Source organism: Cupriavidus sp. 30B13 (assembly GCF_049059565.2).
In the GTDB taxonomy this organism is placed as follows: Bacteria; Pseudomonadota; Gammaproteobacteria; order Burkholderiales; family Burkholderiaceae; genus Cupriavidus.
Window position 1 is genome coordinate 905,128 of the sequence record NZ_CP188224.1, and the last position, 12,495, is coordinate 917,622.

The window sequence follows — 12,495 nt, forward strand, 5'->3', positions numbered from 1 at the left end:
TTCCCCCGAGAAACGGAGCAAGTGCATGTCGACCGAAACGAAGTGCCCGTTCAACCATGCCGCCGGCAGCGGCACGTCGAACCGCGACTGGTGGCCCGACCGGCTGAACCTGAGGATCCTGCGCCAGAACTCGCCCCTGTCCGACCCGATGGACGAGGACTTCGACTACGCCGAGGCATTCAGGCGCCTCGACCTCGCGGCGGTGAAGCAGGACCTGCGGGCACTGATGACGGCCTCGCAGGACTGGTGGCCGGCGGACTTCGGCAACTACGGCCCCTTCTTCGTCCGCATGGCATGGCACAGCGCCGGCACATACCGCACCGGGGACGGGCGCGGCGGCGCCGGATCTGCCCAGCAGCGCTTCGCGCCCCTCAACAGCTGGCCCGACAACGTCAACCTCGACAAGGCGCGCAGGCTGGTCTGGCCGGTCAAGCAGAAATATGGCCGCCACATCTCGTGGGCCGACCTCATTGTCCTGACCGGCACGGTCGCGCTGGAATCGATGGGGTTCAAGACCATCGGCTTCGCCGGCGGCCGCATCGATGCCTGGGAGCCGGACGAAGCCGTCTACTGGGGCTCGGAAACCACTTGGCTGGGCGACGACAGGCGCTACTCGGGCGCGCGGCAACTGGAGAAGCCGCTGGCCGCCGTGCAGATGGGCCTGATCTACGTCAATCCGGAAGGCCCCGACGGCAACCCCGATCCGCTGGCCGCGGCCGCGGACATCCGCGAGACGTTTGCCCGCATGGCGATGGACGACGAAGAGACGGTGGCGCTGATCGCCGGCGGCCACACCACCGGCAAGACTCACGGTGCCGCCCCCGCGCCGCATCTCGGGCCCGAGCCGGAAGCGGCCGGCGTCGAGGAGCAGGGGCTGGGCTGGAAGAACAGCTTCGGCGCCGGCAACGGCGACGACACCATCACGAGCGGCCTCGAAGTCATCTGGACCACCACGCCCACGCGGTGGAGCAACAACTTCTTCGAAAACCTGTTCGGCTACGAGTGGGAGCTGACCAGGAGCCCGGCCGGCGCGCACCAGTGGAAGCCGAAGGGCGATGCCGGCGCCGGGACCGTGCCGGATCCGGTCGACCCGGCCAGGCGCCGCGCCCCCTCGCTGCTGACCACCGATCTTGCCCTGCGCTTCGATCCGGCCTACGAGAAGATCTCGAGGCGCTTCCATGCCCATCCGGATCAGTTCGCCGACGCGTTCGCCCGGGCGTGGTTCAAGCTGACCCACCGCGACATGGGCCCGCGCGCCCGCTATCTCGGCCCGGACGTGCCGGCGGAAGAATTCATCTGGCAAGACCCGATCCCCGCTGTCGACCATGCGCTGATAGACGAGCAGGACGTCGCTGCGCTCAAGGGCAAGATCCTGGCGTCAGGCTTGTCCGTGCCGGAACTGGTGTCGACCGCCTGGGCGTCGGCGTCCACGTTCCGCGGCTCCGACAAGCGCGGCGGTGCCAACGGCGCCCGCATCCGCCTCTCGCCGCAGAACGCATGGGAGGTCAACCAGCCGGCCCGGCTGTCCGCGGTGCTGGAGACGCTCGAGGGCATCCGGCTTGCATTCGACGGCGCCCGGTCCGGCGGCAAGAAAGTCTCGCTCGCCGACCTGATCGTGCTGGCGGGCTGCGCCGGCGTCGAGCAGGCCGCGCGGAATGCCGGCCATGCGGTGACGGTGCCGTTCGCGCCGGGGCGCATGGACGCCGCGCAGGCGCAGACCGACGCGCAGGCCTTTGCCGTGCTCGAACCGATGGCCGATGGCTTTCGCAACTACCTCGGCGGAACGTGCGCCGCTTCGCCCGAGGCGCTGCTGGTCGACAAGGCGCAGTTGCTGACGCTGACCGCGCCGGAGATGACGGTGCTCGTTGGCGGCATGCGCGTGCTGGGCGCCAACTTCGGTCAGGCTCCGCACGGCGTGTTCACCGGGCGGCCCGGGACGCTGACCAACGACTTCTTCGTGAACCTGCTCGACATGGGCACGGAGTGGAAAGCGGTGTCCGATGCCGGGAACGTATTCGAAGGGCGTGAGCGCGCGACTGGCGGATTCCGCTGGACCGCCACGCGCGTCGATCTCGTCTTCGGCTCGAACCCGCAGTTGCGCGCGCTGGCGGAAGTCTACGGCAGCGCGGACGCCGGGGAAAAGTTCGTCCGCGACTTCGTCGCGGCCTGGGCCAAGGTGATGAACCTCGATCGTTTCGACCTCGCGTGAGCGGGAGCCGGTCAGTCCCAGGCGGGCGCCCACGCGATGCTGCGCCGGCCGATCAGGCGCAGGTCGCGCCGCCTTAACTGGCCGATGCGCCGCATCTCGTCCGCGCTCAGGTCGAAGCCGGCGCTGGCAAGGTTGGCATCGATGTGCGCCGGCCGGGCCGACTGGGTAACGACGCCCAGGCCCTGCTGGAGGATCCAGCGCAGCACCACCTGCGCGGGCGTCTTGCCGTGCGCGCGGGCGATGTCGGCCAGCAGCGCTGCGCCGTTGGCTTGCGCGAACACGGCGCCGCGCGCCAGCGGGGAAAACGCCTGCAGCGCGATGCCCGTGTTTGCCGACGCGCGCAGCAGCGCCGCGCCGTCGAGCAGCGGGTGGAACTCGATCTGGTTGAGCGCCAGCGGCACCGGCGCCGCGGCCGCCGCCAGGTGCATCTGCGCCGGCGTGAAATTGCTGATGCCGACCGCGCGCGCCAGCCCGGCGTCGCGCGCTTCGGCCAGCCACCGCATCAGCGCGGGGATCTCCTGGTCGGCCACCGGGAAATGGGCCAGCACGGTGTCGGCGTAGTCCAGCTCCATGCTGTCCAGGCTGCGGCGCAGCGACGGCAGGAAGTCCCGTTCGCTGAAGTTCGGCGGCGCGATCTTGGTCGTCACGCGGAACCGGTCGCGCGGCAGGCCGGTGCGGCGCAGCGCCGTGCCGAGGTCTGCCTCGTTGCCGTAGATCTGCGCGGTGTCGAAGGCACGGAATCCCGCCTCGACGGCGTGGCGGACGGCGGCTTCCAGCGCCGCGCCCCGCAGCGGATAGGTGCCATAGACGATGTGGTCCTGCATGTGCTTGCTCCGTTCTGGAATGGCTGCGATTGTATTGACGGGGTGGGCACGCGATAATCGCTGCGCAGTCCAATTCAGCTTTTGAGGAACTGAAACGATGGATCGAATCGATGCGCTGCGCCTGTTCATCGATGTTGCCGAGACCGGCAGCTTCTCCGGCGTGGCCCGGCAGCGCACGGTGGCGACATCGACGGTGACGCTGGCGGTGGGCCAGCTCGAGCAGGAATTCGGCGCCACGCTGATCACGCGCTCGACGCGGCGGCTGGTGTTCACGCACGAGGGCCTGGCGCTGCTGGCGGATGCGCGCCGCATCGTGTCCGACTGGGACACGGCGCTCGCGGGCCTGAAAGCGGACGGGCCGCTGGCCGGGCCGATACGCGTGACGTCGACGAACGACTTCGGCCGCATGCAGTTGCGGCCCTTGCTGGACCGCTTCCAGGACCTCCATCCCGGCATCCACATGAGCCTGGTACTGAGCGACAGCACCATCGACCTCATCGACGAGCATATCGACCTGGCGCTGCGCAACGGCCCGCTGGTGGATTCGGCCCTGCATGCGCGCCTGCTGGTGCGCGGCGAGCGGCTGGTCTGCGCGTCGCCGGACTACTGGCGCCGGTGCGGCAAGCCCGCGCTTCCCGGCGACCTGGCGGGCCACAACTGCCTGATCCTGGCGCGCCCCGGCGCGCCGCTGGCGGCGTGGCCGTTTCGCGTGGCGGGCAAGCCGCTGAACGTGAAGGTGTCCGGCGACCGTCAGGCCAGCGACGGCGGCGTGCTGCGCGAATGGGCGGTGGAGGGCAAGGGCGTGGTCATCAAGAACCGCTGGGACATCCGCGAGGAACTGGCGGCGGGCACGCTGGAGACGGCGCTGGACGACTACGTGGCGGAACAGATCGACCTGTACGCGGTCTATCCGGCCGCCTCGCCGAGCCGCCGCGTGACGGCGCTGATCGATTTCCTGGCCGCGGAACTTGCCGTGTCCTGAGGCGGGGCATGCAAGCGGGCACCGTCATGCCCGGCCGCGCCATCTTCGTGAAAACTCAAAAGGTGTATTGCGATGGTGCCCCGTTATCAAGGACTCCTCCGGGCACTACGATGAATCCATTGTTCGCGCTGACGTTGTGTCCCGCCGGGCGATATCACTTGCAAAAGGATTCATCATGAATATCGATTTGACTGGAAAGACCGCCATCGTCACCGGCTCCACCCGGGGTATCGGCTACGCCATCGCCGCCGGGCTGGCCCGCACGGGCGCAACGGTGGTGATCACGGGCCGCCGGCAGGCCGAGGTCGAGCGCGCGCTGTCCGCGCTGCGCGCGGCGGTGCCGGGCGCGCAAGTGCGCGGCGTGGCGGCCGACCTGGGCAGCGCGGCCGGCTTCGATGTGCTCAAGGCCGCCGAGCCGCATGCGGACATCCTGGTCAACAACGTCGGCATCTTCAACCCGCAGCCGTTCGCGGAGATTCCCGACGAGGAATGGACCCGCTTCTTCGAAATCAACGTCATGTCCGGCGTGCGCGCGAGCCGCATCTACCTGCCGGGCATGCAGCAGAAGAACTGGGGCCGCATCGTCTTCATCTCGTCGGAGTCGGCGCTCAACATTCCCGCGGACATGATCCACTACGGTTTCACCAAGACCAGCAACCTGGCCATCTCGCGCGGGCTGGCCAAGAGCGTGGCGGGCACCGGCATCACCGTCAACGCGGTGCTGCCAGGGCCGACCCTGTCCGAAGGCGTGCAGGACATGGTGGCGCCGGGCAGCGACAAGGCCACGGCCGAGCGCCTGGCGAACGAGTTCGTCAAGACGCACCGCGGCTCGTCCATCATCCAGCGGGTCGCCACTCCGGAGGAGGTCGCCAACATGGTGGTGTATGCCTGCTCGACGCAAGCGTCGGCCACCACCGGCGCGGCCTTGCGGGTCGACGGCGGCGTCGTCGAGACCATCGCCTGAACGGGACGCGCATCTCCCAGCCTCATCAAGGTACAAAGACATGACGCAACTGATCTCCAAGCTGCAATGGCGCTACGCGACCAAGAAATACGACCCGGCCAGGGTCGTGCCGCACGACAAGCTGGAACGCATCGTCGAGGCGATCCGCCTGGCGCCCACCTCCAGCGGGCTGCAACCGTTCGAGCTGATCGTCATCCGCAATCCTGAACTGCGCCGCAAGATCCTGCCGCTCGCCTATGGCCAGCCGCAGGTCGCGGAGTGCTCCCATCTGCTGGTGCTGGCCGCCTGGGCCGACGTGACGGCGGAGCGCATCGACATGATGTTCGACCTGACCAATACCGAGCGCGGGTCGACCAACGAAGGCTGGGAAGCGTACCGCCAGGTGCTGATTGCCAGGCACACCGGGCAGGACGCGGAAGCCAATTTCCAGTTCGCCGCGCGCCAGGCGTATATCGGCCTGGGGGCGGGCCTGATCGCCGCGGCGTTCGAGGAGGTCGACTCGACGCCGATGGAGGGCTTCGATGCGGCCGCGCTCGACGAGCTGCTCGGGCTGCCCGCCAGGCAGCTGCGCAGCGTCAGCATGCTGGCGCTCGGGTACCGCGAAGCGGCCGGCGACTGGCTCGTGGGCCTGAAGAAGGTGCGCCGCCCGCGCGAGGACTTCGTCACCGACCTGGCGTGACTGCCGATGAGGAGCGCGGCGCCTGGCGCCGCGCTCCGGTCCGCTTCGAACCATCCGCCTTTGCCGCGAGGACCAGGCTGCCGGCTTGTGCTCCGGCGCGCCTTCCCGGCCAAGGCATTGCCCGCAAGGCCTTCGATCATGGAAACCGTTTCCACCGCACCCGCGCCGGGACCGGCGCAGCAGCAACATCAAGGCCGCTCGCCGCTGGCGCTCTATGCGCTGACGGTGGGCGCCTTCGGCATCGGCACGACCGAATTCGTCATCATGGGCTTGCTGCTGCAGCTGGCGACCGACCTGCACGTCAGCGTGGCCACGGCCGGCCTGCTGATCTCGGGCTACGCGCTGGGCGTCTTCGTCGGCGCGCCGCTGCTGACCGCGGCCATGAGCCGCGTGCCGCGCAAGACCGCGCTGCTGGCCCTGATGGCCATCTTCACGCTGGGCAACCTCGCCTGTGCGCTGGCGCCCGGTTATGGCGTGCTGATGGCCGCGCGCGTCGTCACCTCGCTTGCCCACGGCACCTTCTTCGGTGTCGGCGCGGTCGTGGCGACCAGCCTCGTGCCGGCCGACCGCAAGGCATCGGCCATCTCGACCATGTTCACCGGCCTGACCGTGGCCACGCTGCTCGGCGTGCCGGCCGGCGCCTGGCTGGGCCTGCACCACGGCTGGCGCTCGACCTTCTGGGCAGTCAGCCTGATTGGCCTGATCGCCATGGCCGTGATCGCGCTGTTCGTCCCGCGCCGCGAGGCCGGCAACGGCAGCGCCGTGTCCTTGCGCGAAGAGTTCAAGGTGCTGCGCCGCGTCCACGTGCTGCTGGGCCTGCTGTCGACGGTGCTGGGCTTCGCCGGCGTGTTCCTCGTCTTCACCTACGTGCAGCCGCTGCTGACGCAGGTCAGCGGCTTCGACGAGGCCGGCGTCTCGGCCATCCTGCTGGTGTTCGGCTGCGGCATGATCGTCGGCAATATCGCCGGCGGCCACCTGGCGGACCGGGCCCTCGTGCCGACCCTGCTCGGCTCGCTGGCCGTGCTGGCCCTGGTGCTGCTGCTCATGGGCTTCGCCATGGAGAGCCGCGTGGCGGCCGTGCTTTTTGTCGGCCTGCTCGGCGCGGCCGGCTTCGCCACGGTCGCGCCGCTGCAGCTGCGCGTGCTGCACAGCGCCCACGGCGACGGACAGAGCATGGCGTCGAGCCTGAACATCGCCGCCTTCAATCTCGGCAATGCCCTGGGCGCCTGGCTCGGCGGCGCCGTCATCGACCACGGTCCCGGCCTGGCCCGCCTGCCGTGGGCTGCCGCCGTCCTTACCGCGGCCGGGCTGGCCGTGGCCTGGATCAGCGTGAGGACCGGGCGCGGCGGGCAGTAGCGGCCTGCCGCCGCCTGCGTGGCAACCATGGCTAGCACATGGCCGACGCATGGCCGCCGGCCGCCGCGCCTTTCCCGTCAATGCCGCGCGGTATTCGCGGACCGTTCGCTCAGCGTCCAGCGGTCCGGCTGGAAGTTCACCTCGAATTGCGACAGGAACGACTGGCCCAGCAGGCCGTCGATCTTCGGGCCGAACGGCATGCCTTTCATGATCGCGACGGGAACGCTTGCCGCCTCGGCGGTGCCCAGCGTCACGGTCTTCGATGTGGCCAGCATGGCGTCGGTCACGCCGTTCGCCGTGCGCAGCTGTATGCGGCGCGCCTTTTCCTCGGACACGCCGGCCCGTTGCGCAAAGCCTTCGCTGAGCGACACGAAGCTGGCGCCGGTGTCCACGATGAACGTGCCCGGCAGGCCGTTGACCGAGACGCGCGCCGTCACCACTTCGCCGCGCTTGCGCGCGAACACCTGCGGCCGCGTGGCGGTCGCGCGCTCGCACTGGCCTTCCTGCGCGTACTTTTCCGCCAGCGCGCGCGCCTGCGCGGTATCGCGCCGGGCCGGATCCCAGCCGATCCACATGCGGACCAGGCCGCTCGCCTCGCATGGCTGCCCGGTTTTTGCCCTTGCCTCGGCGGCGCCGGCGAACACGTCGCCGGACAAACGGGAAGGCTGATCGGCGAGCGACAACACCGCCATATAGTCGTCGAGCGCTTCGCCATAGCGGCCGGCGCGGCGAAGGACTTCACCGCGCGCGAACCGCGCCTGCGCGCTCGTGCCGTTCTCGGCCACGACGCGGGTCGCCACCTCCAGCGCCGCGGACAGGTCGCCGATGGACGACAGGATCGGCACGGCGCCGGGCAGCAGCGCCACGCCCTGGGGGCATTTCCCGGCGAACTTGACCAGCACGTTGGCGGCCTCGCGCCGATAGCCCGCGTCGAGCAGTGCCCGGGCCAGTGAAGAGGCGGCCTGCCTGTCGCACGCCTCGCGGGTCAGTTCGTCGAGCGGCTTCGCGATCTCCGCGCGGGAAATCTGCCGCGCGGGCACGGCCTGGAGTTCATAGGCGCCGATGGTCTGCGCGTAGCGGCCCGTCTCGTCCGAACAGCCGGGCAGGAGACCCTGGATGGCGAAGCCAATGCATGCGGAAGGCAAATATCGGGTGGTAAATGACCTTGTCATATTTACGTGGTTTTCGCCCCATTCGGCGCAGCTTGCGATCGCGTATCAGGCTACTGGAAACGTGATGGCTTTGCTACCTCGAGACGGCAGGGCGCGGGCCATCGGCGTTGGGGGGACCGCACGAACACCACGCTGTCCGGGGGCCGCGGGACAACCACGCGGGCCATATCGGGAATCGCTCTGGCGCGGCAAGAGGCCGTCCGCTTGCCCGGGCGGAGGGAGCGGGAAGAAGCCCGTCTTTTCGCTAAGCGTTTTTCGCCGCCCAGTAATGCGACTCCACTTCCCGCAAATGCGCCAGCATCGCGGCTTCCGCCGCATCCGGCTGATGCGCGGCGATGGCCGAATAGATCCTGCTGTGGGCCTGGAAGGCTGCCTGCTCCGCGCCGGCCGATTGCAGGGAGGTCGCGCGCTGTTCTTCGAGCCAGCGGGCCATCGCGGTATGCAGCGCCAGGAAAATGGGATTGTCCGGGATGCGGGCGATGGCGAGGTGGAATTCCACGTCGGTCCGGGTGAATTCCGCGGCGTTGCCCAGCGCTTTCCGGTTGGCCTCGAGGGCCGCGCCAAGCGTGACGATGTCATCGTCGGAGGCGTGGCTTGCGGCGTAGCGCACCAGGGAAATCTCGTGCATCGTCCGCGCCTGCTGGAAATCGCGCACGCCTTCCGCGGTCGACAGCAAATGGCGCACGGCGCCCGACAGTTCGCCCACGAGGGCGTCCGCGGACGGGCGCGTGACATAGGCGCGCTCACCGTTGCGGATCACCACCAGCCCCATCTTCTGCAGCGCGAACAAGGCTTCCCGGATGGACGAGCGGCCTACCTGAAACGTGTCCATCAGTTCGCGCTCGGGAGGAAGGGTATCTCCGGGCCGCAACGCACCGCTCAGCATCATCGATTCGAGGCGCGACGCGACCTCTTCGTAGAGCTTTTTGCGGCGAATCGGCTGGCTGGGGATCGAAGATTCCATTTGTGCGGTCACTATGTCGGCTATCTGCCTATTAGACCATAGGCGCACCCTTATGTCTGCCTGGGTGGAAACATGGATTTCGGGCCAGACGCTGACGTAATCATCGGCGATCGAGGGTATTAATCGCCACATAAGATGTGGCGATCTGCATTGCGGCAAGGGTATACCCGATTTCAGGCAAAGATTTCTCGCACTTGGTCTGATAGGTGGATAGCATATGGTCTGATAGGTTCGTTAAACACACGCTGGCACGCATTGGAGACGGCATGAAAGCGCAGAAGAAACTGATCATCGAGGCACGTATCAACGAATACATGCCCAGGTCCGAGAATCCGAACATCCCTTACACCCCCGAGGAAATCGGACGGGAGGCCGCCAAGGCGCGCGAGGCCGGGGCCAGCATCATCCATTTCCACGCGCGGCAGCCCGACGGCAAGCCGGCCCATGACGCGCAGACCTTTGCCGCCTGCATCCGCGCCATTCGCGCCAATTGCGACTGCCTGGTATTTCCGACGCTCGGCCAGATTTCCAACGAAGGCGAGATGAGCCGGCTGGCCCATATCGAGGTGCTGTCGCAGTCGCCGGAAACGCAGCCGGATCTGGCGCCGATCGATTGCGGCAGCACCAACATCGACCGTTTCGACTACGTCGCGAACCGCTATCTCACGGGCCATCTCACCTACAAGAACGAGACCAGGATTCTCGAGGCATTTGCGCGCCGCCTGCCGGAGCTCGGCGTCAAGCCGCAGTTCGTGAGCTGGACGGTGGCTTTCACGCGCTGCTTCAGCGCGCTGCGCGACATGGGGCTGGTGAAGGACACGCCGTACTTCATGTTCGAGCTGACCGACCACGGCATCCTGGGCGGCCACCCGGGGACCATCCAGGGCCTCTACGCGCATCTGCCGTTCCTGCCCAGGGCGCCGCTGGAATGGACCGTCTGCAACAAGATCGGCAATCCCACCGGGCCGGCGGTCGCGGCGATGGAGCTTGGCGGCCACATTGCGATCGGCCTGGGCGACTACGGCTGGCCGGAACTCGGAACGCCCAACAACGGCGACGTGATCCACCATTTCGCGAAGATCGCCAGGATGATGGGCCGCGACATCGCGACGCCCGCAGAAACCCGCGAGATGTTCGGCATGGCGTAAGCGGGAAAATCAAAATAAAGGAGACAAGGCAATGCAGAAATATCAAAAGATGCTGGCCGCCGTAACGCTGTCCTTTTTCGGCGCGGCGGCTGCCGCGCAGGATTACCCCAGCAAGCCGATTTCGCTCATCGTGCCGTTCTCGCCCGGCGGCACCAACGACATCGTCGGCCGGCTGGTGGCCAAGGACATGTCCACCACCCTGAAGCAGTCGATCGTCCCGGAAAACCGCCCCGGCGCCAGCGGCACCATCGGGGCCAACTACGTGGCGAAGGCCCCCAACGACGGATACACGCTGCTGGTCACGGACCTGTCCTTCGCGATGGCGCCGGGCCTGTACAAGCATCTTCCGTTCGATCCGGTCAAGGATTTCTCGCACATCACGACGGTGGCGTCGGTGCCGTTCGTCATGGTCGTCAATCTCGGCGTGAAGGCCAACACCGTCAAGGAGTTCGTCGCGCTGTCGAAGGCCGCTCCGGGTTCGATCAACTACGGGTCGGCCGGGCGCGGCACCAATACCCACCTGGGCGGAGAGCTCTTCCGCCTGAAGACCGGCGCCGATCTCACGCACATCCCGTACAAGGGCGCGTCGGCGGCGATGCAGGACCTGCTCGGCGGCCGCATCCAGGTCATCTTCACCGCGCTGCCGACCGCGCTGAACTTCATCCAGTCCGGCAAGGTGCGCGCGCTGATGGTCACCGGCGACAAGCGGGTGCCGATGCTGCCGGACGTGCCGACCGCGAAGGAAGCCGGCGTGCCGGACATGGGGCTGAAGTTCTGGGTGGGCATCGCCGCGCCGGCCAACACGCCGCCGGCCGTCGTGGCGAAGCTGAACAAGGCCGTGCTTGCGGGGCTCGCGGATCCGGAGGACAAGAAGACCTTCGCCGATATCGGTATGGACGTGATCGGCGACAACCCGGCGCAGGCGACCAGGTTCGTGGAGACGGAAGTGAACAACTGGCGCCAGGTCATGAAGGCGGCAAACATCACCGCGGAGTAGCGCGCGATCTCGACGGCGCGCGGGAGCGCGCCGGTCGTCGTGGGCACTCCGGCACGGCCGGAGCGCCTTGGGAATAGTCAATGTGTGGGAAGGACGGGCGAAGCATGGAAGCCGCAAATACAGTTCGCGTCAGCGAATCGAGCTTGAAGACATACTGCGTGGAGATTCTCGGGCGCGTGGGCGTGCCGGCCGGCGAGGCAGCCGAGATCACCGACAACCTGGTGGAAGCGGACCTGCGGGGCGTCGATTCGCACGGGGTCGTGCGCTTTCCGATCTATATCAAGCGGATCCTCGACGGGGGCACCAATGCCACGCCGAAGATCTCGCTGGTGCGCGATGGCCTGACCAGCGCGGTCATGGACGGCGACAACGGGCTTGGCCATCTGGTCGGCATCCGCGCGATGGAACTCGCCATCGATAAAGGGAAGGGCGGAAACTGCGCGTTCGTGGCGGTGCGCAACAGCAACCACTTCGGCGCCGCCGCGTACTACTCGGAGATGGCCGCGCGCAACGGCATGATCGGCCTGAGCTTCACCATCGGCGCGATCAACCACATGACCCCCTGGGGCGGCGCGGAAGCGGTGCTGGGCAACAACCCGTTCTCGATCGCCCTCCCCACCCCGGGGGCGTTCCCCATCGTGCTGGACATGGCGTGCAGCATTGCCGCGCGCGGCAAGATCATCGTCGCCGCCAAGGAGGGCACGCCGATTCCCGCGGAGTGGGCCACGGGCCCCGATGGCCTGCCGACCACCGATGCGGCCGAGGCGCTGAAGGGCTTCGTCGTGCCGGTGGGCGGCCCCAAGGGATATGCGCTGACGCTGATCGTCGGGCTGCTCAGCACCATGCTGTCCGGCGCCTTCTTCGGCCGCGACGTGGGCGATCTCTACGAGAAGACGACCACGGCGCAGAATAGCGGCCACCTGTTCGGCGTGTTGCCGGTGGACGCATTCGATGATGTCGATGCCTACATGCAGCGCATGCAGAAGGCCATGGACGACGTCACCGGCGCCAGGCGCGCGACCGGCGTGGAGCGCATCTACCTGCCCGGCGAGCGCGAGTACCTCAGCCTGGGCGCGCGCCGCAGGGACGGCATTCCGCTGGGCACTTCCCTGCTCAGGGAACTGCAGGAACTCGGCGCGCGATACGACGTTCCGCTGGCGCTGGCCTGACCGCCCGGCCGCGCGGCCGCGCGCGCCGGGC

General features: G+C 68.0%; 11 protein-coding genes. 8 read left to right on the forward strand and 3 right to left on the reverse strand.

All coding sequences use genetic code 11. The annotated features are described in order from the left end of the window. Positions 1-25: 25 nt before the first annotated feature. Entirely contained in the window at positions 26-2,209 is a 2,184-nt protein-coding gene (katG, locus tag ACKI2N_RS23350; protein WP_420993126.1) for a catalase/peroxidase HPI, read from the forward strand. Positions 2,210-2,220: 11 nt separating this feature from the next. On the opposite strand, the gene ACKI2N_RS23355 is transcribed toward katG, so the two are convergent. Continuing rightward, positions 2,221-3,033 carry an aldo/keto reductase gene (locus tag ACKI2N_RS23355; RefSeq protein WP_420993127.1) on the reverse strand — a complete coding sequence of 271 codons (813 nt, stop codon included), beginning with the start codon at positions 3,031-3,033 and terminating at the stop codon, positions 2,221-2,223. A 97-nt stretch (positions 3,034-3,130) separates the two neighbouring features. On the opposite strand from ACKI2N_RS23355, the gene ACKI2N_RS23360 reads away from it, so the two are divergent. From ACKI2N_RS23360 to ACKI2N_RS23375, 4 genes are all read left to right on the forward strand, one after another. Continuing rightward, entirely contained in the window at positions 3,131-4,015 is an 885-nt protein-coding gene (locus tag ACKI2N_RS23360) for a LysR family transcriptional regulator (RefSeq protein ID WP_420993128.1), read from the forward strand. Between the two features lie 175 nt (positions 4,016-4,190). Continuing rightward, positions 4,191-4,979, forward strand: a complete 789-nt coding sequence (locus ACKI2N_RS23365; protein WP_420993129.1) for an SDR family NAD(P)-dependent oxidoreductase — start codon at positions 4,191-4,193, stop codon at positions 4,977-4,979. 40 nt (positions 4,980-5,019) lie between these two features. Then, the gene (locus tag ACKI2N_RS23370; protein WP_420993130.1) at positions 5,020-5,658 is read left to right on the forward strand and encodes an NAD(P)H-dependent oxidoreductase; all 639 of its coding nucleotides are present in this window, start codon (positions 5,020-5,022) and stop codon (positions 5,656-5,658) included. A 138-nt stretch (positions 5,659-5,796) separates the two neighbouring features. Further along, entirely contained in the window at positions 5,797-7,014 is a 1,218-nt protein-coding gene (locus tag ACKI2N_RS23375; protein WP_420993131.1) for an MFS transporter, read from the forward strand. Positions 7,015-7,091: 77 nt separating this feature from the next. Here the strand turns inward: ACKI2N_RS23375 and ACKI2N_RS23380 are convergent, their stop codons facing one another. Together ACKI2N_RS23380 and nanR are read right to left on the reverse strand one after the other, a co-directional pair. Then, positions 7,092-8,159: a retroviral-like aspartic protease family protein gene (locus ACKI2N_RS23380; protein WP_420993132.1), complete on the reverse strand. Its 1,068-nt coding sequence runs from the start codon at positions 8,157-8,159 to the stop codon at positions 7,092-7,094. A 271-nt stretch (positions 8,160-8,430) separates the two neighbouring features. After that, positions 8,431-9,150 carry a transcriptional regulator NanR gene (gene nanR / locus ACKI2N_RS23385; RefSeq protein WP_420993133.1) on the reverse strand — a complete coding sequence of 240 codons (720 nt, stop codon included), beginning with the start codon at positions 9,148-9,150 and terminating at the stop codon, positions 8,431-8,433. 266 nt (positions 9,151-9,416) lie between these two features. Here nanR and ACKI2N_RS23390 point away from each other — a divergent pair, with 266 nt between their 5' ends. The 3 genes from ACKI2N_RS23390 to ACKI2N_RS23400 all read left to right on the forward strand — a co-directional run bounded on the left by ACKI2N_RS23390 (position 9,417) and on the right by ACKI2N_RS23400 (position 12,464). Continuing rightward, complete coding sequence (locus ACKI2N_RS23390) at positions 9,417-10,298, forward strand: 3-keto-5-aminohexanoate cleavage protein (protein ID WP_420993134.1); 882 nt, start codon at positions 9,417-9,419, stop codon at positions 10,296-10,298. Between the two features lie 31 nt (positions 10,299-10,329). Next, positions 10,330-11,295 (forward strand): Bug family tripartite tricarboxylate transporter substrate binding protein, encoded by a 966-nt coding sequence (locus ACKI2N_RS23395; RefSeq protein WP_420993135.1) that lies wholly within the window; start codon positions 10,330-10,332, stop codon positions 11,293-11,295. 104 nt (positions 11,296-11,399) lie between these two features. Beyond that, the gene (locus ACKI2N_RS23400) at positions 11,400-12,464 is read left to right on the forward strand and encodes an Ldh family oxidoreductase (RefSeq protein WP_420993136.1); all 1,065 of its coding nucleotides are present in this window, start codon (positions 11,400-11,402) and stop codon (positions 12,462-12,464) included. Positions 12,465-12,495 lie beyond the last annotated feature (31 nt).